This is a genomic window from Oceaniglobus sp. K40-3 (assembly GCF_055808395.1).
The window spans coordinates 3,347,601-3,368,894 of record NZ_CM147868.1; the positions used below are offsets into that span (position 1 = coordinate 3,347,601).

Annotated in this window: 19 protein-coding genes and 3 pseudogenes; 20 read left to right on the plus strand and 2 right to left on the minus strand. The window is 59.8% G+C overall.

Annotated elements, in window-relative coordinates; genetic code table 11:
• Positions 1–138: 138 nt before the first annotated feature.
• The 7 genes and pseudogenes from topA (at position 139) to AC0L7P_RS17420 (ending at position 7,698) form a co-directional block, all read left to right on the plus strand.
• A pseudogene (topA, locus tag AC0L7P_RS17390) lies at positions 139–2,903 on the plus strand (type I DNA topoisomerase).
• Positions 2,904–2,976: 73 nt separating this feature from the next.
• The gene (locus tag AC0L7P_RS17395; protein ID WP_473433852.1) at positions 2,977–3,681 is read left to right on the plus strand and encodes a CoA transferase subunit A; all 705 of its coding nucleotides are present in this window, start codon (positions 2,977–2,979) and stop codon (positions 3,679–3,681) included.
• Positions 3,681–4,304, plus strand: coding sequence for a 3-oxoacid CoA-transferase subunit B (locus AC0L7P_RS17400; RefSeq protein WP_473433853.1), 624 nt, complete (start codon positions 3,681–3,683; stop codon positions 4,302–4,304). The genes AC0L7P_RS17395 and AC0L7P_RS17400 overlap by 1 nt, the downstream gene beginning before the upstream one ends.
• A complete protein-coding gene (locus AC0L7P_RS17405) occupies positions 4,297–4,587 on the plus strand; it encodes a GNAT family N-acetyltransferase (protein WP_473433854.1) in 291 nt (96 codons plus the stop codon). The genes AC0L7P_RS17400 and AC0L7P_RS17405 overlap by 8 nt, the downstream gene beginning before the upstream one ends.
• Before the next feature lie 87 nt (positions 4,588–4,674).
• Complete coding sequence (locus AC0L7P_RS17410) at positions 4,675–5,667, plus strand: lysylphosphatidylglycerol synthase transmembrane domain-containing protein (RefSeq protein ID WP_473433855.1); 993 nt, start codon at positions 4,675–4,677, stop codon at positions 5,665–5,667.
• Complete coding sequence (locus tag AC0L7P_RS17415) at positions 5,648–6,955, plus strand: FAD-binding oxidoreductase (RefSeq protein WP_473433856.1); 1,308 nt, start codon at positions 5,648–5,650, stop codon at positions 6,953–6,955. The genes AC0L7P_RS17410 and AC0L7P_RS17415 overlap by 20 nt, the downstream gene beginning before the upstream one ends.
• Complete coding sequence (locus AC0L7P_RS17420; protein WP_473433857.1) at positions 6,955–7,698, plus strand: SDR family oxidoreductase; 744 nt, start codon at positions 6,955–6,957, stop codon at positions 7,696–7,698. The genes AC0L7P_RS17415 and AC0L7P_RS17420 overlap by 1 nt, the downstream gene beginning before the upstream one ends.
• A 79-nt stretch (positions 7,699–7,777) precedes the next feature.
• On the opposite strand, the gene AC0L7P_RS17425 is transcribed toward AC0L7P_RS17420, so the two are convergent.
• Both AC0L7P_RS17425 and AC0L7P_RS17430 read right to left on the minus strand, forming a co-directional pair.
• The gene (locus AC0L7P_RS17425; RefSeq protein WP_473433858.1) at positions 7,778–9,211 is read right to left on the minus strand and encodes a UbiA family prenyltransferase; all 1,434 of its coding nucleotides are present in this window, start codon (positions 9,209–9,211) and stop codon (positions 7,778–7,780) included.
• Positions 9,204–10,023 (minus strand): annotated as a pseudogene (locus AC0L7P_RS17430) (lytic transglycosylase domain-containing protein). Before AC0L7P_RS17430 ends, AC0L7P_RS17425 begins: the two are co-directional and overlap by 8 nt.
• A 359-nt stretch (positions 10,024–10,382) precedes the next feature.
• Here AC0L7P_RS17430 and AC0L7P_RS17435 point away from each other — a divergent pair.
• From AC0L7P_RS17435 to AC0L7P_RS17495, 13 genes and pseudogenes are all read left to right on the plus strand, one after another.
• Positions 10,383–10,577 (plus strand): Flp family type IVb pilin, encoded by a 195-nt coding sequence (locus AC0L7P_RS17435; protein WP_473433859.1) that lies wholly within the window; start codon positions 10,383–10,385, stop codon positions 10,575–10,577.
• 248 nt (positions 10,578–10,825) lie between these two features.
• Positions 10,826–11,020, plus strand: coding sequence for a hypothetical protein (locus AC0L7P_RS17440; RefSeq protein WP_473433860.1), 195 nt, complete (start codon positions 10,826–10,828; stop codon positions 11,018–11,020).
• A 111-nt stretch (positions 11,021–11,131) separates the two neighbouring features.
• Positions 11,132–11,353 carry a hypothetical protein gene (locus AC0L7P_RS17445; RefSeq protein WP_473433861.1) on the plus strand — a complete coding sequence of 74 codons (222 nt, stop codon included), beginning with the start codon at positions 11,132–11,134 and terminating at the stop codon, positions 11,351–11,353.
• A 186-nt stretch (positions 11,354–11,539) separates the two neighbouring features.
• Positions 11,540–12,391, plus strand: a complete 852-nt coding sequence (gene cpaB, locus AC0L7P_RS17450; protein ID WP_473433862.1) for a Flp pilus assembly protein CpaB — start codon at positions 11,540–11,542, stop codon at positions 12,389–12,391.
• Between the two features lie 204 nt (positions 12,392–12,595).
• Positions 12,596–14,023: a type II and III secretion system protein family protein gene (locus AC0L7P_RS17455; RefSeq protein WP_473433863.1), complete on the plus strand. Its 1,428-nt coding sequence runs from the start codon at positions 12,596–12,598 to the stop codon at positions 14,021–14,023.
• Positions 14,024–14,028: 5 nt separating this feature from the next.
• Positions 14,029–14,415, plus strand: coding sequence for a hypothetical protein (locus AC0L7P_RS17460; RefSeq protein WP_473433864.1), 387 nt, complete (start codon positions 14,029–14,031; stop codon positions 14,413–14,415).
• Between the two features lie 243 nt (positions 14,416–14,658).
• Positions 14,659–15,903, plus strand: a complete 1,245-nt coding sequence (locus tag AC0L7P_RS17465; protein ID WP_473433865.1) for a CpaE/TadZ family protein — start codon at positions 14,659–14,661, stop codon at positions 15,901–15,903.
• Positions 15,904–15,913: 10 nt separating this feature from the next.
• The gene (locus AC0L7P_RS17470) at positions 15,914–17,371 is read left to right on the plus strand and encodes a CpaF family protein (RefSeq protein ID WP_473433866.1); all 1,458 of its coding nucleotides are present in this window, start codon (positions 15,914–15,916) and stop codon (positions 17,369–17,371) included.
• Between the two features lie 5 nt (positions 17,372–17,376).
• Positions 17,377–18,345 (plus strand): type II secretion system F family protein, encoded by a 969-nt coding sequence (locus AC0L7P_RS17475; protein ID WP_473433867.1) that lies wholly within the window; start codon positions 17,377–17,379, stop codon positions 18,343–18,345.
• Positions 18,346–18,357: 12 nt separating this feature from the next.
• Positions 18,358–19,335, plus strand: a complete 978-nt coding sequence (locus AC0L7P_RS17480; protein WP_473433868.1) for a type II secretion system F family protein — start codon at positions 18,358–18,360, stop codon at positions 19,333–19,335.
• Positions 19,336–19,340: 5 nt separating this feature from the next.
• Positions 19,341–19,895: a tetratricopeptide repeat protein gene (locus AC0L7P_RS17485; RefSeq protein ID WP_473433869.1), complete on the plus strand. Its 555-nt coding sequence runs from the start codon at positions 19,341–19,343 to the stop codon at positions 19,893–19,895.
• 40 nt (positions 19,896–19,935) lie between these two features.
• On the plus strand, positions 19,936–20,793 hold the full coding sequence (locus AC0L7P_RS17490; protein ID WP_473433870.1) for a tetratricopeptide repeat protein: 858 nt from the start codon (positions 19,936–19,938) through the stop codon (positions 20,791–20,793).
• Between the two features lie 7 nt (positions 20,794–20,800).
• Positions 20,801–21,288, plus strand: a pseudogene (locus AC0L7P_RS17495) (prepilin peptidase).
• Positions 21,289–21,294 lie beyond the last annotated feature (6 nt).

Here is a 21,294-nt window from a genome sequence, read left to right on the forward strand (position 1 = left end):
GCCACCGCCCTTAATCCCCCAAATTCACGACGTTTTTTCCACTCGGGTGCCGACAACCCAAGAGCCACGATTGACAACCCCGGCTTCAACCCCACATCTAGCGGCGGTGCGGGACCGCCCCGAGTCGGAAGGAAATTTATGCCAGTCGTCGTCGTAGAATCACCAGCCAAGGCCAAGACAATCAACAAATATCTCGGCCCCGATTATACGGTTCTGGCCTCTTATGGGCATGTCCGCGATTTGCCGCCCAAGGACGGATCGGTCGATACCGAAAACGATTTCGACATGTCATGGGAGGTCGCAAGCGACAGCCGCAAGCATGTGAAGGCGATCGCCGATGCCTTGGCCAGCGACAATGTTCTGATCCTCGCGACCGACCCCGACCGCGAAGGCGAAGCGATCTCCTGGCACCTTGAAGAAACCCTGCGCAAGCGCAAGTCAATCAAGAAAGACACGCCGGTCAGCCGCGTGGTATTCAACGCCATCACCAAATCGGCCGTGACCGAGGCGATGAAAAACCCGCGTCAGGTGGATGGGCCACTGGTCGAGGCGTATCTCGCGCGCCGCGCTCTGGATTATCTGGTGGGGTTCAACCTTTCGCCAGTGCTGTGGCGCAAGCTGCCCGGTGCGAAATCGGCCGGGCGTGTGCAATCGGTTTGCCTGCGCCTGATCGTCGAGCGCGAGATGGAAGTCGAAGCTTTTCGCCCCCGGGAATACTGGAGCGTGAAGGCGGTGTTCACCACCCCGCGCGGCAAGGAATTCGAGGCGCGTCTGACCCTTCAGGGCGGCGATAAGGTGGAACGTTTCTCGCTCGAGAACGAAACCGCCGCCGATCTGGCCGTGCAGGCGGTATCGTCGCGCAGCTTTACCATCGATTCGGTCGAGGCCAAGCCCGGCACGCGCAATCCGTCGCCCCCCTTCATGACCTCGACATTGCAACAAGAGGCCAGCCGTAAATTCGGCATGGGCGCCCGCGCCACCATGAGCACGGCGCAGCGTCTGTATGAGGCGGGCCACATCACCTATATGCGGACCGACGGCATCGATATGGCCCCCGAGGCCGTCACCGCCGCGCGCGCCGCGATCACCGACCGCTATGGCAAACAATACATCCCCGACAGCCCGCGCATCTATAAGAACAAGGCGAAAAATGCGCAGGAAGCGCACGAATGCATTCGCCCCACCGACATGACCCTGGACGCGAGCGCCGCAAAAATCAGCGATGGCGATCAGCGCAAACTCTATGATCTAATCTGGAAACGTACCTTGGCCAGCCAGATGGCGGCAGCCCGGCTTGAGCGGACGACGGTGGAAATTCTGAGCCAGGACAAACAGGTCGGGTTTCGCGCCAGCGGACAACGGATCGCCTTTGACGGCTTTCTCAAGGTCTATGTCGAAGGGCGCGACGACATTGCCGAGGACGACGACAAGATCCTGCCACAGATCATGCAGGGTGAACCGGCGGCCTTTGCCAAATCCGCGTTGGTTCAGGAATTCCAAAAGGCAGGGGGCGGCGGCGGCGATGTCATCGACGACGGCCCCACCGCCACGGGCAGCGCGCAATCGAACGGCCATGCCATCCTGTCGGGCGATCAGGCCACGCTCGCGCTGCAACATTTCACCCAACCGCCCCCCGTTACACCGAAGCGACACTGGTGAAACGGATGGAGGAACTGGGCATCGGGCGCCCCTCGACCTATGCCAGCATCGTCACCACGATTCAGGATCGTGAGTATGTGCGCAAAGACGGCAACCGCCTGTTCCCGGAGGATAAAGGGCGCTTGGTGACGGCGTTCCTGTCGAATTATTTTCACCGTTATATTGAATATGACTTTACCGCCGATCTTGAGGCGCAGCTTGACGATGTTTCCGCCGGTGAAAGAGACTACAAGGAAGTTCTGGGCCGGTTCTGGCGTGATTTTTCCGCCGCCATCGCCGAAACCGCCGATCTGCGGATTGGCGAAGTATTGGACAAAATCAACGAGGTACTGGAGCCGCACCTGTTTCCTGCCAAGGAAGACGGCAGCGATCCGCGCCTTTGCCCCCACTGCGGGGCCGGGCGGCTTTCCATGCGCACGGCACGCTCGGGTGGGGCATTCATCGGCTGTTCGAATTACCCCGAGTGCCGCTATACCCGCGCGTTCGGCCCCCCCAGCGAAGATGGCGAAGACCTTGGCGGCATTCCCCCCGAGGGCAAATTGTTGGGCGAAGATGGCGAAGATAAAATCTATGCGTTCAAGGGCCGCTTTGGCCCCTATGTTCAGCGCGGTGAAGTGACCACCGAGAACAAGAAACCGCCGCGTCAGTCGATCCCGAAAGATTGGCCCGCCGAAGAGGTGGATCTGCCCCAGGCGCTCAAGCTGCTGTCGCTGCCCCGGCCCATTGGCGAACATCCCGAAGACGGGGTGATGGTCTGGGCCAATATCGGGCGCTATGGCCCCTATCTGAAACACGCCGCCAGCACGAGCGAACGGGGCGGCACCAATGCAAATCTGGACGGCATTGATGAAGTGTTCACCGTCGGCATGAACCGCGCGGTGCAGCTTTTGGCGGAAAAGGTCGCGGCGCGCGGCGCACGGCGCGGGGCGGCGAAAACCCTGCGCAGTCTGGGCGATCACCCGGACGAGGGCGGTGCAATCGACATCATGGAGGGCAAATACGGCCCCTATGTGAAATGGGAAAAGGTGAACGCGACCCTGCCCAAGGACAGCGAGGTCGAAAAGGTCACGTTGGAACAGGCGCTGGAATTGATCGCCGAAAAGGCGGCCAAGAAAGGCACCCGGCGCAAGGCTGCGCCGAAAAAAGCGGCCGCCAAGAAACCGGCTGCCAAAAAGGCACCCGCGAAAAAGGCGACCACAAAGAAACCCGCCGCCAAAAAGGCGACACCAAAGGCGGCCGATTGATCGCGCAGGGCTGATTGACTTCGCCGGTGGCGCGGCCCAAAACATGGGTAATGACACCGGCAAGGAGCGTGGGATGAAAAAGGTTTACGGTTCGGCGCAGGAAGCGTTGGAAGGTCAACTGTTTGACGGCATGTTTATCGCGGCGGGCGGTTTTGGCCTCTGCGGCATCCCCGAGCTTTTGCTGGCCGCGATCAAAGAAGCCGGAACGAAGGATCTGACCTTTGCGTCCAACAATGCCGGGGTCGATGATTTTGGCATCGGCATCCTGTTGCAGACCCGGCAGGTGAAAAAGATGATCAGCTCTTACGTTGGCGAAAACGCCGAATTCATGCGGCAATATCTGTCCGGCGAGCTTGAACTGGAGTTCAACCCGCAGGGCACCCTGGCCGAACGGATGCGCGCCGGGGGCTGTGGCATTCCCGGATTTTACACCAAAACCGGCGTTGGCACGGTGATTGCCGAGGGCAAGGAACACAAGGATTTCGACGGCCAGACCTATATCCTCGAACGTGGCCTTGTCGCGGATATTTCCATCGTAAAGGCATGGAAAGCCGACGAAACCGGCAACCTTTTGTTCCGCAAGACGGCCCGTAATTTCAACCCGCCCGCTGCAATGTGCGGCAAACTGTGCATCGCCGAGGTCGAGGAAATCGTCCCCGCCGGCAGCCTTGAGCCGGACAGCATCCACCTGCCCGGCATCTATGTGCATCGAATCATTCAGGGCGAACATGAAAAACGGATCGAACAGCGAACAACGCGGAAAAGGGAGGGCGCATAATGCCCTGGGATCGCAATCAGATGGCCGCGCGGGCGGCTGAGGAACTGGAAGACGGCATGTATGTAAACCTCGGCATCGGTATTCCGACGCTGGTGGCCAATTACGTCGGCGACAAGGACATCACGCTTCAGTCCGAAAACGGGATGCTGGGCATGGGCCCCTTCCCGTTTGAGGGCGACGAAGACCCGGATATGATCAACGCTGGAAAACAGACGATCACCGAACTGCCCCGCACCGCCTATTTCGACAGCGCCACCAGTTTCGGCATGATTCGGGGCGGCAAGATTGCCGCCGCCATTCTGGGCGCCATGGAAGTGGCCGAAAACGGCGATCTGGCAAACTGGATGATTCCCGGCAAGCTGGTCAAGGGCATGGGCGGCGCGATGGATCTGGTGGCCGGGGTTGGCCGGGTGATCGTGGTCATGGACCACACCAATAAACATGGCGATTCCAAACTGTTGAAGGAATGCACCCTGCCCCTGACGGGCCAGCAGGTGGTGGACCGGATCATCACCAATCTGGGCGTTCTGGATGTGGTGGACGGCGGGCTGAAAATCGTTCAATGCGCCGATGGGGTAACCGAGGACGACCTGCGTGCCGCAACCGAGGCCACAATTGTCTGAGCCGACCATCCGCCGCGAAACCGGCGATCACCGTGGGCGATACGTGATTTCCCACGGCGATGCCGAGGCCGAACTGACCTATACGATCCAATCGCCCGGCAGGATCAGCGCCGATCACACCGGGGTGCCGGATGCGTTTCGCGGGCAGGGGATTGCCGCCAAACTGGTGGCACGGATGGTCGAGGATGCCCGCGCCGAAGGGGTGAAAATCACACCGCTGTGCTCTTACGTCGTGGCACAGCGGCAACGACACCCCGAATGGGCCGATGTTTTCACCGGTTAGGCCGCGATTTCGCGCGGTTTTTGTCGCGAGAACAGAAACAACACCACAGAATCGCCCCATTCCGTTGCTAATCGGCGGGCAATGACCATGAGCAGCACAAATACCGCGCCCCGCGCCCATCTGACCCGCGACCGCCTGATTATGGCGGGCCTGCTGGTGTTGCTGATTGGCGGGCTGATCGGATTGGGCGCTGGTACCGGTTGGGATGAAATCGCCGCACAGATCGCCCGAATCGCGCCTTGGCAAATCGGCGCACTTTTGGGGCTGAGCCTGATAAATTACGCCCTGCGCGCCCTGCGGTGGCATGTTTTTGCCCGTCGTCTGGGCCTGCCCACCGCATTTTTCCACAATTTTCTGCATTTCTTTGGCGGCTTCGCCATGTCTGTCACCCCGGGACGGCTGGGCGAATTGGTGCGGATGCGCTGGTTACGCCGGGAAACCCGCTGGAGCTTTGAGCGCACCGCCCCCCTTGCCCTGATCGACCGCGCGTCGGACCTGGCGGCGATGGGTGTTCTGCTGGCTGTCGCGCTTTCGCTGTCGGCAACGGGTATCGCCGGCGGGCTGCCGGTGACGATACTGGCCCTGATCGGCGCCTTTGTGGCCACGCGCCCGGCCCTGTTGTCCGGGCTGGCAAACACACTGTACCGCATCACCGGGCGCCTGCCCCGGCTGTTTGCCCGGTTGCGCCGCGCCGCGCGATCGCTGGCACATTTTTCAAACCCCGCGACCATTGGCACCGCCCTGTTCCTCGGGCTGGCCGGATGGTTGGCCGAGGGTGTTTCGTTTCACCTTTTGCTGGTGTGGATGGGGCAAAACGTTGGGTTTGCCAGTGCCATTGCGATATTTGTCTTTGCCACACTGGCGGGTGGATTGACGGGCGCGCCCGGCGGTGTGGGCGGGGCCGAAGCGGCGATGATTGCCTTGCTCAGCCTCGAAGGCGTGCCCCTGGCCGTGTCCGTTCCGGCCACTGCGATCATTCGACTGACCACCCTGTGGTTCGCCATTGCTCTGGGTCTGATCGCCTTTCCGCTGGCCGAACGTCTTTCACGAAAGGGTGCCGATGCGCTGGAAAACCACTGAATATTCCGGGTGGGGCCGCGCCTTGCGGGCGACCGGCGAACTGGCCCGGCCCGAGCGTGTCTCGCACCTGAATGCCCTCATGGCCAACAGCCCCGCGCCCGCCATCGGCAACTGTCGATCCTACGGCGATGCCTGCCTGAACGGCGGCGGGCGGGCGGTGCAGATGTTGAGAATGGACCGCATTCTGGGCTTTGACGCAGACAGCGGCATTGTTACGGTCGAGGCAGGAATGCAGTTGGGCGAGATGGCCGAGATTTTTGCCCCGCGCGGATGGCTGCCCGCTGTGATGCCGGGCACCGGATTTGCCACGGTCGGCGGCGCCATTGCCCATGACGTGCATGGTAAAAACCACCATATCGCCGGGTCATTCGGCCAGCATGTCCGCGCGATCACCCTGATCGGTCCCGATGGTACGACACGCCGGATCACCTCTGACGATCCCCTGTTCCGCGCAACCATCGGCGGGTTGGGTCAGACAGGCATAATCGCGAGCGCCGAGTTGCAACTGCTCAAATGCAAGGGCGACGTGATTGTCGTGACCGAGCGGCGGATCGACGGATGGGACACGTTTCTGGCGCATCTCGATGGCTCCGAGGCAAGCTATACCGTGGGCTGGATTGATGCGACGGCCCAGGGCGATGCCTTGGGCCGTGGAATTCTGGAAGAGGCGGAAACCGGTTCAGGCCTGATCACCGCGCCGGGCCGGGCCAAATCGGTGCCTTTCAATACGCCGGGGTTCGCTTTGGCACCGCCGGTTGTGCGGCTGTTCAACGCCGCCTATTTTCGCCGTGTGCCGGAAAAGGGGCGCACCTCGGTCAAGCCGATACAGGATTTCTTTTTCCCGCTGGATCGCATTCAGAACTGGAACCGGCTTTATGGTCGCGAAGGGTTTCATCAATTTCAATGCGTTGTGCCCGTGGAACAGGCCCCTGCCCTGCGCGACATGCTTGCCCGAATTGCCGGATCTGGGCTTGCCTCACCGCTTGCGGTTCTCAAACGGATGGGGCTAGGACGTGCCGGCATGATGTCATTTCCGATGGAGGGATATACCCTGGCCGTTGATTTCCCCAACCGCGCGCGCGCCCTGCGGCTGATCGCCGAGCTAGAGAGCGACACCCTCGCGGCGGGTGGGCGCATTTATCTCGCCAAGGATTCTCTGGCAAAGGCGGCAACAGTGCGCGCGATGTATCCCGAGCACCACGATTGGGTGCAGGCCGTAAACACCGCCGATCCTGGCGCCACCATGGCCACGGATATGATCCGCCGACTTGATCTGAGGAACCTATGATGGCCGCACGCAAGACTGAGCTGTGGATCTTACTCGGCGCCACCTCGACAATGGCACGGGCCACGGCGCGCATGCTGGCCGCGCGGGGCGACGCATTGATTCTCGCAGGCCGCGATATGGAAGATCTGGCCGCCACCGCAGCAGATTGCGAAACGCGCGGCGCCGCTTTCGCCAGTGCAATAACGTTCGACGCCCGCAAGCCTGAAACATTTCAACCGATCCTCGACTCGCTTGATGATCGCGTGGTCAACGCCGCCGTCTTTGTCGGCTCGATGCCCGAACAGGGCGCAATCGACGCCGATCCGGCGCTGGTGGATGGCACGATCATGGACAGTTTCACCGGCCCGGCCCGTTTTCTGCAACTGTTGGCCCCGGAAATTGAGGCCCGCGGCGCCGGAGTGGTGGTTGGCGTCGGATCGGTCGCCGGGGATCGGGGGCGTGTGGGCAATTATGTGTACGGCGCGGCCAAGGCCGGATTTCACACCTATCTGTCGGGCCTGCGCAACCGTCTGACCCGGTCCGGGGGGCATGTGGTAACGGTAAAACCCGGGTTCGTCGATACTGCGATGACCTGGGGGATTGATGGCATGTTTCTGGTCGCTGCACCGGAACATGTGGCAGCAGATATTCTGAAGGCGGCGGACAGGCGGCGCGATGTGGTTTATACGCCTTTTTTCTGGCGCTATATAATGCTGATCATCCGCTCGATCCCCGAGAGGGTTTTCAAGAAGATGTCGATCTGAAACGCCCCCTCATCGGTCCTTCGTCCCTCTTCGCCGTCTGTCAAAGCGAAGAGGGACGAAGGACCGATGAGCGCTTGGGTCAACCAAACCACTGCGCCCACAATCCAGCGGCCCAGAACATCAGCGACAGGATCAACAGCAGGATTCCGATGCCGATCTTGTCACGCAACGCAAAAACGATCGGATCGTAATCCTGTTTTCCATAAAAACCCAGGGCCACCATACGGATCAACCAGGCCGCTATGGGAATCAGCGTCAGCCATAATATCCATGTGGTCGGGTACAGCGCCCTGCCTTGATCGCTGACGGAATATAGCGCGAAAATCACCAGCGCCCCGGCAATTCCCAGCCCCGACATGTTGAGCAGATCCCCCCGGTCGCGCCGCCCATAACCCCGCCCCGGCAGGGGTTCATCCCCCGTGGCAAGCGCAAGTTCGGTCATCCGCTTCACGCAGCCCAGCGTGAGGAACACCGGAAAGATGAAGATCAGCATATAGATCGAAACATCCACCCGTGATGCTGCCGCCCCAGCCACAACCCGGATCGTGTAAAGGGAAGCGAGCGTAAAGATATCGACCCAGCGCATTCTTTTCAGCTTCAGCGAATAGGCCAGTGAAATCATCATATAGATACCCACAATCGCCAGCATCGCACCGCCGAGCGCGGCGCCAACCGCCAACGCAATCCCCCCCAGAATCACACAGGCCATCATGCCTGCGCGTATGGGCACCTTACCCGTGGCAAAAGGGCGGCGGCATTTTGTGGGATGTAGCCGGTCCGCTTCGAGATCCAGCAGGTCGTTGACGATATAGATTGACGAGGCGGCCGCGGAAAAGGCAAAGATCCCGGCCAGGACCAGAAACAGCGTCGTCATTTCAAAATCATGGGCCGCGATCATCGGCAGGATCAACAGCACGTTTTTAACCCATTGATGCGGGCGCAAAGCGCGTTTCATGTCCCGCCATTGCCAACCCGCGGCAATATTTGTGACCGGATGATCGGCCTGGCGCAATGATTGCGTGATCGCGTCGTGCGACCCGACAATGATCGCGCCATCCGCAACCTCCCAGATCGCGCGATCAACCACTTCGTTTCCGGCATAATGAAAACCGCCCGCGCCAAACGCCTCGGCCAGGGTATCGGCTTTGGCCTGGCCTTTCAGATTGTAGGCGTTTGCACTGGCGAAAACGCGCGGCGACAGATCGTGATGACGCGCCAGATCCTGCACCTGAGTACGGTGCGACGCCGACGCGAGAATCACCTCGCGTCCTTCGGCCTGCGCACCGGCGGCCAGTTCGGCCACCTCCGGGTTCACCGGCAAAAGATCGGTCCGCAGGGGGGTGATTTCGGCCAAACGCTCTTTCAATACAGCGGGTTGGCGAAAATGCCGGGCCGTCAGACGCAGCACCGTCAGCGGGTCACGGCCCAATCCGGCCCAAAACGTTTCGTACAACAGATCGGTTCGCAGGAACGTCCCGTCGACATCCAGGACCAGCGGTTTGCGGTCAGCCATTTGTCGCTGCGCGATTGCCGACAAAGACGCAGCCGTCGGTGATCAACTGCGGCGGCGTGAGGCACAATCCCTTGGCCACCGCCCAGGCCGCCAGAACCTTGGGCACATACCCCCGGGTTTCCGCAAAAGGCGGGATACCCCCGTGTTTCCGGACCGCGCCTTCACCAGCATTGTATCCGGCCAGGGCCAGCAATGGATCGCCGCCGAATTCCCCCATGAGCCAGTCAAGATAGGTGACACCGGCACGGATGTTATCGGACGCGACAGTGCGGTCCAGCACGCCGAACCGTTCGGCAGTGGCCGGCATCAGTTGCATCAATCCCTGCGCCCCCACCCGCGACAAGGCATCACTGCGCCCGCCCGATTCAACTGCGATCACCGCAAGGGCGAAGGCCGGCGAAATACGGGTGCCCACCGTCGCCTTGAGGATTTCCGTTCCGTGGTGATCGGCAATATCTCGCAGCTTTTGCAACCGTGGGCTGACGATGCCGCCCCCCCGGAGCGTTCTGCAATGCCGCAAGGGCGCTGGACACGCGCACGGCCGGCGAACCGCCTGTTACCTGTTGCCAGAACCAACCGTATTCATCAGTATCCGGCCCCTTGGTCGGCAACGCGGCATCACCCACCGGGCGGGCCGTTATGCGCACTGTCTTTGGTTCGACCTGCACCGTGATCCGTTTCTTGACGCCCGGTTTGGGCGGCTTGATCCGTTTGAAGGTGAATTCAGGAAACGGCTTTGGCCCATCGGCCAAGGCCGGCGTCACAACCAAAAGGGCCGCGACCGTGATCGACGTTATAAATCTCTGCCTCATACGGTGACTGCTCCGCCCCGTTTTGTGTTTTGTCCTTTGTTGCAAAGAAACATCGCCACCGCCAGTTTTAAGCATGTTTGCGGTCGCGAATCGTACAAAAGTGTCGCCTTTCTGAAACGTTCACAAGCGGCACTGAAAAATATTCAGTTTTACTATCTCATTATATTCAACACCTTAACGAAGAAATAACGCTAAAATTTACCTCAATCCAACAATGCCCTGCCGTTGCCCAATTCATGCCCAGTTTACCCCCCTAATGGCGACATTCCGAAAGAAGCGCCGGTCACAAAGCAGACCGATCCGCGCCAAAAATCGGATCGGACGCTGACAGAACCAAGATCAAACAAAGGAACCATCAAATGAAACTGTTCAAAATCGCCAAGAAATTCCGCAACGACGAAGACGGCGCCGTGACCGTCGACTGGGTTGTGCTGACCGCCGCCATCGTTGGTCTCGGCATTGCCGTGCTGACTTCGGTTCGCTCCGGCACCTCGACCGTGACAAGCGCCATTTCGACCCACCTGAGCGGCACGACCGTGACGACCACGTTCTAAGCTGATCCACAGATCCGTCGAAAGGCCGCACCCCCGAGTGCGGCCTTTTTCGTTTCGGAAACACGGCGAACACCGTTTAGAGCCCAAACATTCCACGAAAGAACCTTTAAATCTGACCAGATTGGCCCCATTCCCGCCTGATTTGAACACCACAACAGGAATATCGCGACGGAGCAAACGCAGCCAACGGGCCGCGCTGCATGGACACCCGAAGCGTTTGAACCGAGTGAAACCTGAAGGGACATAAAATGAAACTGTTCAAAATCGCCAAGAAATTCCGCAACGAAGAAGACGGCGCCGTGACCGTCGACTGGGTTGTGCTGACCGCCGCCATCGTTGGCCTCGGCATTGCCGTGCTGACTTCGGTTCGCTCCGGCACCTCGACCGTGACAAGCGCCATTTCGACCCACCTGAGCGGCACGACCGTGACGACCACGTTCTAAGATAGATCTGGGAGGGTGCCGTTCCGGCGCCCTCCCGTGTCTGACGATCACTGTTCCGGCATTGCCCCAAGGGCCTGGAATGAATGCACCATCCCAAGGAACCTGACCTGTATGGAACATACCAAATCTGAAGAGCAGGTGACAGATATGCGCTACAGCATCGAAGAGTTCCTCAACGAAGAATCAGGCGCAACAACGGTTGATTGGGTGTTGCTGACGGCAGGCGTCATGTCACTGACCCTGGCCGTCATGAGCATGTACGGCAACGGCGCCCAAGCCATTTCGGAAACGGTGAGCACCTCCATCGCGCGCCCCATCACCACGACGTTCTGAGGCATCAATTGTGCGATTGATCGGGGCGCCACGCGCCCTTTTTTGCATGGGCATCCGGTGCTTTCGCCGTGTAATCGCAACAATTGCGCAATATCAGCATCATTCTGCCGCAAAGCTGGGCGATGCTGTGCATGAGTTACCGAGCCCCCGGCGGGGACAGGTCATCGACATTGGAAAGGATATACAATGCGTCTGGTATTCGGAATGGTCCTGATCCTGGGCCTTGGGTTGGCGGGTTTCGCTGTTTATCTGGCCCGTGGATACATCAGTGATTATCAGGCAGCCGCCGAGTTGGCGCAGGCCAATCGCGTTCCGGCAATACCGACGCAAGAGGTGTTCGTCATGACCCGCCCCGCCCGCTATGGCGAGCGTCTGGCCCCCGAGGATGTGCGCGCTGTCAACTGGCCGGTCGATGCCATCCCGGAAGGCACGTTCACTGACATCGCGGTCCTGTTTCCCGATGACAACAGCAAGCCGCGCGCCGTGTTGCGGACCATGGAAAAAGACGAGGCCGTGATGGCCACGAAAGTGACCGAACCGGGCGTCGATGCCGGCGTGTCTGCACGTCTTTCGCCGGGGATGCGGGCGTTTGCAATCCGGGTCGATGTGTCGTCGGGTGTGTCGGGGTTTCTGCGCCCGGGGGACCGCGTTGACGTGTTCTGGAGCGGCGATCTGCCCACCTCGCGTGGGGGGCGCCAGGAAGTGACCAAGCTGATCGAAACCGCCGTGCGCCTCGTGGCCATCGACCAATCTGCCGATGAGGACCGTTCGCATCCCACGGTGGCGCGCACCGTTACCGTCGAGGCAACCAGTCGTCAGGTGGCGGCCCTGGCCCAGGCGCAATCGACAGGGCGCCTTTCACTGGCATTGGTTGGCTCGTCCGACACCACGATCTCGGAAGCGGTCGAAATCAATCAGCGCGATCTGCTTGGCATCGTCGAAGAACAGGTTGTCGAAGTCGAGAAAGAAAAGGTCTGCACTGTGCGTACCCGCAAGGGTGCCGATGTGGTGGAAATTCCGATCCCCTGCACCAATTGATCGAAATGTGAAACCGGGCAGGAATACCCCATTTGGGGCCTGACCCCGGTGTTTGCCGCTATCCCTATCCCGGTGTTGCGCCTTATCCACATAAGCAGTGAGGCTCAACACCTTGATTATTGCAAAAAAACTGCTTTTCGCTCATGGTGGCTCAAAATTCGGGCAAAAGATCCGATCCCATCCGTGATCAGAGAGGCAGATCACATGCAGATTGACAGATTTCTGAAAGCCGTGCTGTTGGGCTTTTCCGTGGCGATTGCCAGTGCGCCGGCAGCCGGGGCCGAAACGTTGCGGGTGATGAACGGTTCGGCATCCAGTTCGCTGAATGTGCCGATGAACCGGGCGGTGGTTGTTGAATCCGATGTTCCTTTTGCGGAACTTTCGGTTGCCAACCCTTCGATTGCCGATATTTCCACATTATCCGACCGCACGATTTATGTGCTGGGCAAGGCACCGGGGCGCACCACGGTAACCTTGCTGAACGCCGAGGGGCGGTTAATCACCAATGTCGAGGTGCAGGTGACCCCCGACATTGCCGAATTCAAGGAACGCTTGCGCCAGATTCTGCCCGGCGAGCCGATCGAGGTGCGCACCGCAAACGACGGGATTGTTCTGTCGGGTGTTGTCAGCTCAATGACCAAACTGGATCGCGCACTGGACCTTGCCCAACGCTATGCCCCCGAACGCGTCAGCAATCTGATGAGCGTGGGCGGCACCCAACAGGTGATGTTGAAGGTGCGGTTTGCCGAAATGGCCAGATCGGTCAGCAAAAGCCTGTCAGCCTCGCTTGCCGCGGGCGGAACCACCGGCGGCACCGGCATCACCCTTGGCACCGGAACGCTGAGCAGCAACAACAATGCCACCAACATTCTGACGGGCAACGGGTATACGTCAAGCAAAGAGAGCGAGGGCGCGCTGGCCATTGGGTTCGGCGCAGGCAGCCTGCAATTTGCGGTTCTTCTGGAGGCGCTGGAAAGCAAGGGGGTCGTGCGCACCCTGGCCGAACCGAACCTGACCGCCCTTTCCGGTCAAGAGGCGTCGTTCCTGGCCGGTGGCGAATATCCGGTGCCGATCGCCGATGGTGACGGGAAAGTTTCGATTGATTACAAACCTTTCGGGGTCGAGCTTACCTTTACACCCCGCGTGGTGGACAAGGATCTGATCAACCTGCAAATGAAGGCTGCGGTTTCCGGGCTGGACAATACCGTCACGTATCAGGCCAATGGGTTTTCCATCAACGCCTTCAAGCGCCGCGAAACCAGCACTGTGGTGGAAATGCGTGACGGTGAGAGTTTCGCCATTGCGGGCCTGCTTCAGGATGATTTTCAGGATCTGTCGGGTCAGGTTCCATGGCTGGGCGATATTCCAATTCTGGGGTCGCTGTTCCGCAGTGCAGATTACGAACGCCGCCAGAGCGAACTGGTGATCATCGTCACCCCCCATCTCGTTACCCCCACCCGGGGCGAGGCATTGGCCCTGCCAACTGACCGGATAACGCCCCCCACGGAATCCGAATTGTTTCTGTTCGGCAAGACGGTCGGCAGCAAAAACAGCCGCCGCCCCACCCGGGGCGCTGCGGGCGAGGTCGCCAAGCAGGATTTCAGCGGCTCCTACGGCTATGTGATGGAGTGAGGACAATGGCAATGCACATCAAATCGCTTCTCGCGGCCGGAACAATACTGGGCCTTGGCGCCTGCACCACAGCAAACCAGCCCGCCGGCGCGTTCATCGACGAAGGCGGCTTTGGCAACGCGACCATGCGCAATACGCAGGCGATGACCCAGTGCGTGGGTCGGCCCAAAGGCTATATTGTGCCCGATCACGTGGTCGTGCTGAACCCCGATCCGAAAAGCCCGCCTCAGGAAAATACGGCAACATATCGGCGCGCGCGCGTCCGTTGCTCGGGTGATCTGAACGGCAAATACGCTCAGGTGATCTTCGAAGAGTACGTCGAAAGCGCGACCGAACTTCCGCCCGGCGATCAGGGTGGTCTGGCGGAAATCGCCGCGACTGCGGGGCAGTAAGCCGTCAACGATGCCCGTAAACGCGGCCATATTGTTCGCAAAATGGCCGCAAAAATGTCTCTCAGTGACGGATAATTATGATTTTCTAGCCTCAATGTCGCCAATATTGCCGGTCAATATCCCTTAAGACAACGGAACTGACGCGATTCTCGATACGCGCACGGAACCTCAGGGACAGGCAATATTGGCAACCCATTTCGGTTGCCCAATCCCCGACGGGTTCGGCAACGGAAGGACCGAGGCATGACGAACACAGCGGCGCAGCAGGCAGATCCCGAACCGATCCTGGCCTGCACCATCTGCCGGAATGTGCAGAATTTCGACCTTCTGATCGAGGATATGGAAGCCGAGCTTGGCGAACGCTGGGGCGATCTCAGCTTTGCCGACGCCACCGTTTTTCTGGCGCAGCCCGAAGCGGACACCATGGAATTCATCGCCGTCGCCATCGACGAAGAGGATGAAACCAACGCATCAACCATTGCCGAACTGATCAAGACTGCCGTGAACCGCGGCATCCGGGTGATCGTGATCGCCGAAGAGGTCAGCCCGATGGTGCTGCATCAGCTGTTGAAACTCGGGGCCAAGGAATTCGTCCCCTACCCCCTGCCCGAAGGCGCCCTGCACGAAGCGATCGAACGCATCCGCACACCAGAACCAGAACCCATCCAGGAGCTTGAGCCGCCGACGCCGACCAAACCCAAGGGCGACCGCGACGGTGTGGTTCTGCCGGTACATGGATTGTCAGGGGGCGTGGGCGCCACGACCTTTGCCGTCAATCTGGCCTGGGAACTGGCCACGATGAGCAAGGACGACGCGCCGCGTGTCTGTCTTCTGGATTTCGATCTGCAATATGGGGCCGTGTCCACCTATCTGGATCTGGCCCGCCGCGAAGCCGTGTTCGAGATGCTGACCAACACCGACACGATGGACAACGAAAGCTTTCTTCAGGCGCTGATGCCGTTCAACGACAAATTGCAGGTGCTGACCAGCCCGGTCGACATGCTGCCGCTTGACCTGATCACCAGCGAAGATGTGGGCAGGATCATTGATCAGGCGCGCAGCAATTTCGATTATGTCGTGATCGACATGCCATCCACCGTGGTGCAATGGACCGAAACCGTGCTGAACGCCGCCCATGTTTATTTTCTGCTTTTGGAAATGGACATGCGCAGCGCCCAGAACGCCCTGCGCCTGATCCGTGCGCTCAAGGCCGAGGATCTGCCGGTGGAAAAGCTGCGCTATATCCTGAACCGCGCGCCCAAGTTCACCGATCTTACCGGTAAAAGCCGGGTCAAGCGGCTGGCCGAAAATCTGGACATCTCGATCGAGGTACAACTGCCCGATGGCGGTGCGCAGGTGGTGCAGGCCTGCGATCATGGCTTGCCACTGGTCGAAGTCGCCAAAAAGAACCCCCTGCGTCGGGAAATTCAGAAACTTGCCGTCTCGGCCCATGAATTGAACCGCGCCGCAGCCGCAGCAGCCAAGTAAGGGCCAGACCATGTTTGCACGCTACAAAAAACAGGACACCGCCAAGGTCGCTGGCAACGCCGCCCCCAAACCACTGGCTCAGGTCGCCGGTGGTGCCGCCACCAAGGCCCCCGTCCCTGCCGCCAAACCCGCCACATTGCGCCCGGCCCCCAAGCCCGTGCCCGCAAAAGCGGCCCCCGAGAACAAGGAAAAGAAGCGCCGTGAACGCCTGGGCGAAATCAAGGTCGAACTGCACAGCCGCCTTCTGGACAACCTGAATCTTGCTGCGTTGGATCAGGCCAGCGAATCCGATCTGAAATCCGAAATCATGGAGATCACCAGCGAGGCGCTGGACGAAATCGGCATCGTTCTGAACCGCGATGAGCGTCTGACCCTGAATCAGGAATTGTTTGACGAGGTAAAGGGCCTCGGCCCGCTGGAAACGCTGCTGAAAGACGACAGCGTGAACGATATTCTGGTGAACGGCCCACAGCAGATTTTCGTTGAACGTGACGGCAAACTGTCCCTTACTGAAATCACCTTCAAGGATGAAAAGCACCTGCTGCGCATCATCGACAAGATCGTGTCGGCGGTGGGGCGGCGGGTGGACGAATCCAACCCCTATGTCGATGCCCGTCTGGCCGATGGCAGCCGTTTCAACGCCATGGTGCCGCCGATTGCCGTAGATGGGTCGCTGGTTTCCATCCGGAAGTTCAAGAAAGAAAAGCTGGCCATTCAGGATCTGGTGAATTTCGGCGCGTTCAGCCCTGAAATGGCGCTGTATCTTGAGGCGGCGGTTTCAACCCGGCTGAACGTGATCGTGTCGGGCGGTACGGGGTCGGGTAAAACCACCACGCTGAACGCGCTGTCATCCTTCATCGCCGACGACGAACGCATCCTGACGATCGAGGATACGGCGGAATTGCAACTGCAACAAACCCATGTTGGCCGGATGGAAAGCCGCCCCGCCAACGTGGAGGGCAAGGGCGCGGTTTCCCAGCGCGATTGTCTGAAAAACGCCCTGCGGATGCGCCCGGACCGGATTATCGTCGGGGAAACGCGTGGCGAAGAAGTGATCGACATGTTGCAGGCCATGAACACCGGTCACGACGGATCAATGACCACGATCCACGCCAACTCGGCGCGCGATGGTGTGTCGCGCCTGGAAAACATGATCGCCATGGCCGGGATGGAAATGCCGATCAAGGCCGTGCGCTCGCAGATTTCCAGCGCCGTCAACCTGATCGTTCAGGCCAGCCGCCTTCAGGACGGGTCGCGCCGCATGACCTCCATCACAGAAATCACCGGGATGGAAGGCGATGTCATCTCGATGCAGGAGGTATTCCGATATCAGCGTGTCGGCTTGACCCCCGACAACAAGATCATCGGCCATTTCACCGCAACCGGCGTGCGGTCGCACTTTTCGGAACGGTTCCGCATGTGGGGCATGAACCTGCCTGCCGAAATCTTTGAACCCACCAAAGGATAAAGCCCATGGTCATCAGTGCAGAACCGCTTATCTATGGCCTGATTTTCGTGGCCGTGCTTGTTCTGGTCGAAGGCATCTATCTGACCGTTTTCGGCAAATCAATCAGCCTGAACAACCGGGTCAACCGGCGGCTGGACATGCTGGAAAAGGGCAAGGGCCGCGAACAGGTTCTGGAACAACTCCGCAAGGAGATGGGCCAGCACATGAAAAGCCAGAAGATCCCGCTTTATTCCATGCTGGCGAAAAAGGCGCAGCTGGCCAATATCGCATTCACGCCCGCGCAGATGATGATGGTGATGGGTGTTCTGGGCGTGATCGCCTATGTGGGCCTGACCCTGCAAACCAGCGCCAGCACCCCGATCCGAATTGCCGTGGCCATCGGGATGGGCGTCGGCGGTGTCTATGTCTGGGTCAACGGCAAGGCCAAGAAACGTCTGGGGCTGATGGAAGAACAGCTTCCCGATGCGGTTGAACTGATGGTGCGGTCGCTGCGGGTGGGGCATCCGTTCAACGCCGCGCTGAACATCGTGGCCAAGGAAGTGCCCGATCCGCTGGGCACCGAAATGGGCGTGATCTCTGACGAGGCCGCCTATGGGCGCAACGTGGGCGAGGCGTTGAAATCCATGGCCGAACGCATGGATATGCAGGATCTTCGGTTTCTGGCCGTGGCGGTCACGATTCAGCAGACATCGGGCGGCAACCTGGCCGAAATCCTTGCCGGTCTGGCGGCGGTTATCCGGTCGCGGTTCAAGCTGTTTCGCCGGGTCAAGGCCATCACCGCCGAGGCAAAATGGAGCGGCATGTTCCTGTCGGTCTTTCCCCTTGGTGCGCTGGTCATGATCAACCTGATGTCGCCCGATTACTATGACGAGGTTAAGGAAACCGCCTATTTCATTCCGGCCTGCCTGGTTGTTGCCGCGTTTCTTGTGGTCAACATCTTTGTGATGAAGGCCCTTGTGAACATCAAGGTATAAGGGGGTAACATCATGGAAATGCTGAATGATATGATCGTCGCACAGCTTGGCCCCCTTGGCCCGCTGATGTTGGTCGGGGGGCTTGGGGTTGCCCTTGTCCTGCTGACACTGCCGTTTCTGTTCAAACGCCGGGCCGATCCGCTGGATAAACTGGCGCGGCTGCGCAAAGAGGCCCGCACGAGCGGCGCCACCGCCGGGCCAAGCCTGCGGTCAGGCAACAAGAATGACAAGCTTGAAAAATACTCCAGCTTTCTCGAACCGCAGAACGCCGAAGAATATTCCACGATCCGACTGAAACTGATGCAGGCCGGATATCGCAGCAAGGATGCGGTGCGCACCTTCCATTTTGCGCAATTTGCCCTTGGTCTGTTGTTGCTGGTTCTGGGGGTATTTTACGCCATCCTGACCAGCACCACAGGCCAGCCCAGCACCCAGGCCCTTATCCTGTCGGTGCTTATTCCGGGTGCCGTGGGCTATATGGCGCCGAAATACTGGATCACCAAACGTCAGCAACAACGCCGCGAGGAAATCACCAACGGGTTTCCCGACAGTCTGGACATGATGCTGGTCTGTGTTGAAGCGGGCCAATCCCTGGATCAATCCATCGTGCGGGTCAGCAAAGAGATTCGCGCGGGTTTTCCGGCACTGGCCGATGAATTCGAAATCGTCAGCCACGAAATCAAGGCCGGCAAAGACAAGGTAAGCGTGCTGCGCGACATGTCCGAACGCGCCGGCGTGACCGATGTGGCCAGTTTCGTAACCGTGTTGATCCAATCGGCCACCTTCGGCACCTCGGTGGCCGAGGCCCTGCGTGTCTTTTCCGCCGAAATGCGTGACAAACGCGTGATGCGGGCCGAAGAAAAGGCAAACACCTTGCCCACCAAGATGACCCTTGCCACAATGATGCTGACAGTTCCGCCCCTGCTGATCATCCTCTTGGGGCCGTCGATCTATACGATCGCCGAAACGCTCGGCAAATTCAAAATGTAGGGGCCATGCGCGCCATACCGTTTCTTCTGATCCTCGCGATGGCCGCCTGTGGAAACACCGGCGGCCTTGGCCGTGACAAAGACAGCCCCTTTGCCCCACAGGTGGCGGGCGACGAACAGAGCGTTGACGGGTTGCTGGTGGGGCATCGCCTTATGGCGGCGGGTGAATATGAACTGGCGCTCAAGGCCTATTACCGCGCGGCAGGCACCCAGGGCACCACGGTTGATGTGCTGTCGGCGCTGGGGTCGGCCAACCTGCGGCTGGGGCGATTGGGACAGGCCGAACGCCTGCTGCGCCAGGCGGTGAAAAAGGACGAAACCTTTGTGCCGGCCTGGAACAACCTTGGCGTGGTTCTGATGGAACGGCGCAATTACCCCGAGGCCGAAAGGGTGTTTCGCACCGCCTTTGCGCTGGATAGTGGCGAAAGTGACGACATTCGGGCAAATCTTGCCCTGGCCCTCGCCAAAATCGAAAATGCCACATATGATTCTGAACAGATAAGCAACTTTGCATTGGTGCGGCGCGGAACCGGAGACTATCGGATCCTGTCGCGCATCTGAAAGCAAAGGCACGAACGAGCAGGAAAAAGGACGCAGGCACATGCGCCACACCATTACTTTCGCGCTCTGCATTGGCGGTGCGCTGGCCTTGTCGGCCTGTGACAGGTCAAGCGACGCCGAAGTGGAACGGGCCATCAAGAACGTCAATGTGATTGATGAAAGCAACCTGAACGACATCATGCTGACCGTGGGCGACCCGAATGAGGCGGTCGATTATTTCCGCCGCGCCTCCAACGACAATCCCGACCGGATTGATCTGATGCGGGGACTGGGCCAATCTTTGATCCGCGCCAAACGCTATGGCGAAGCCGTCACCACCTGGACCAAGGTTGTCGCCCTGCCCGGCGCCACCGAGGACGACCGCGTGGATCTGGCCGATGCGATGATCCGCAACGGTTCCTGGGCCAAGGCCGAAGCCGAGCTGGACCGCGTTCCGCCAACCTTTGAATCCTACAAACGCTATCGGTTGGAAGCGATGATCGCGGATTCCAACAAGGAATGGACCAAGGCCGACAGTTTCTATGAAACCGCCGTGGGCCTGACGACAAAACCCGCGGGCGTGATGAACAACTGGGGCTATTCCAAGCTGAGCCGGGGCGATTATCCGGCCGCTGAAAAGCTGTTCACCCAGGCGCTGACCTATGACAAGGATCTGTTCACCGCCAAGAACAATCTGGTTCTGGCGCGCGGAGCCCAGCGCAAATATGATATGCCCGTCGTTCCGATGACCCAGATCGAACAGGCGCAACTGATGCACACCATGGCCCTGACCGCCATCAAGCAAGGCGATGTCGCCATCGGCAAGGGCCTGCTGCAACAGGCGATCGACACCCATCCGCAATATTTCGAGGCTGCCGTCCGGTCCCTTCGGGCCCTGGAAGCCAACGTGCAGAACTAGGGTCGTGGTGTTTCACCTGCCCGCCAGTGCCGCCTGGTGGTTCCTGCCCTTTGTTGCCCCCATTTGCCTTTGGGTGGCGTGGAATGACATGGCGTTCATGAAAATCCCGAACAAGGCGGTGGTGGCCCTGGTTGCGGTTTTTCTGGTGATCGGCCCCATCGCCCTGCCGTTGGACATTTGGCTGTGGCAATGGCTGAACCTTGTCGTTGTTCTGGTTATCGGGTTTGTGATGAACATGGCCGGGGGTTGGGCGCGGGGGATGCAAAATTCGCCGCCGCCGCCGCACCCTTTGTTCTGGTACAGGACGGCGGGCCGCTGTTGTTCCTGTTTGGCGCCGTCATCCTTGCCGCCTTTGCCACCCACCGCACCGCCAAACATTTCCCCGCCCTGCGGCGCCGGGTACCCGATTGGGCCAGTTGGACCAACCGGAAATTCCCCATGGGCCTGCCGCTGGGCGGCACCCTGTTGTTCTATCTGGTGCTGGCGATCCTTTGACCCTTG

Coding starts and splice junctions, on each gene's coding strand:
- AC0L7P_RS17455 (WP_473433863.1), top strand. CDS start 12,596: ATGCAGATTGACAGATTTCTGAAAGCCGTGCTGTTGGGCTTTTCCGTG.
- AC0L7P_RS17460 (WP_473433864.1), top strand. CDS start 14,029: ATGGCAATGCACATCAAATCGCTTCTCGCGGCCGGAACAATACTGGGC.
- AC0L7P_RS17415 (WP_473433856.1), top strand. CDS start 5,648: ATGCGCTGGAAAACCACTGAATATTCCGGGTGGGGCCGCGCCTTGCGG.
- AC0L7P_RS17420 (WP_473433857.1), top strand. CDS start 6,955: ATGGCCGCACGCAAGACTGAGCTGTGGATCTTACTCGGCGCCACCTCG.
- AC0L7P_RS17475 (WP_473433867.1), top strand. CDS start 17,377: ATGGTCATCAGTGCAGAACCGCTTATCTATGGCCTGATTTTCGTGGCC.
- AC0L7P_RS17425 (WP_473433858.1), bottom strand. CDS start 9,211: ATGGCTGACCGCAAACCGCTGGTCCTGGATGTCGACGGGACGTTCCTG.
- AC0L7P_RS17400 (WP_473433853.1), top strand. CDS start 3,681: ATGCCCTGGGATCGCAATCAGATGGCCGCGCGGGCGGCTGAGGAACTG.
- AC0L7P_RS17480 (WP_473433868.1), top strand. CDS start 18,358: ATGGAAATGCTGAATGATATGATCGTCGCACAGCTTGGCCCCCTTGGC.
- AC0L7P_RS17395 (WP_473433852.1), top strand. CDS start 2,977: ATGAAAAAGGTTTACGGTTCGGCGCAGGAAGCGTTGGAAGGTCAACTG.
- AC0L7P_RS17490 (WP_473433870.1), top strand. CDS start 19,936: ATGCGCCACACCATTACTTTCGCGCTCTGCATTGGCGGTGCGCTGGCC.
- AC0L7P_RS17410 (WP_473433855.1), top strand. CDS start 4,675: ATGAGCAGCACAAATACCGCGCCCCGCGCCCATCTGACCCGCGACCGC.
- AC0L7P_RS17445 (WP_473433861.1), top strand. CDS start 11,132: ATGGAACATACCAAATCTGAAGAGCAGGTGACAGATATGCGCTACAGC.
- AC0L7P_RS17440 (WP_473433860.1), top strand. CDS start 10,826: ATGAAACTGTTCAAAATCGCCAAGAAATTCCGCAACGAAGAAGACGGC.
- AC0L7P_RS17470 (WP_473433866.1), top strand. CDS start 15,914: ATGTTTGCACGCTACAAAAAACAGGACACCGCCAAGGTCGCTGGCAAC.
- cpaB (WP_473433862.1), top strand. CDS start 11,540: ATGCGTCTGGTATTCGGAATGGTCCTGATCCTGGGCCTTGGGTTGGCG.
- AC0L7P_RS17465 (WP_473433865.1), top strand. CDS start 14,659: ATGACGAACACAGCGGCGCAGCAGGCAGATCCCGAACCGATCCTGGCC.
- AC0L7P_RS17435 (WP_473433859.1), top strand. CDS start 10,383: ATGAAACTGTTCAAAATCGCCAAGAAATTCCGCAACGACGAAGACGGC.
- AC0L7P_RS17485 (WP_473433869.1), top strand. CDS start 19,341: ATGCGCGCCATACCGTTTCTTCTGATCCTCGCGATGGCCGCCTGTGGA.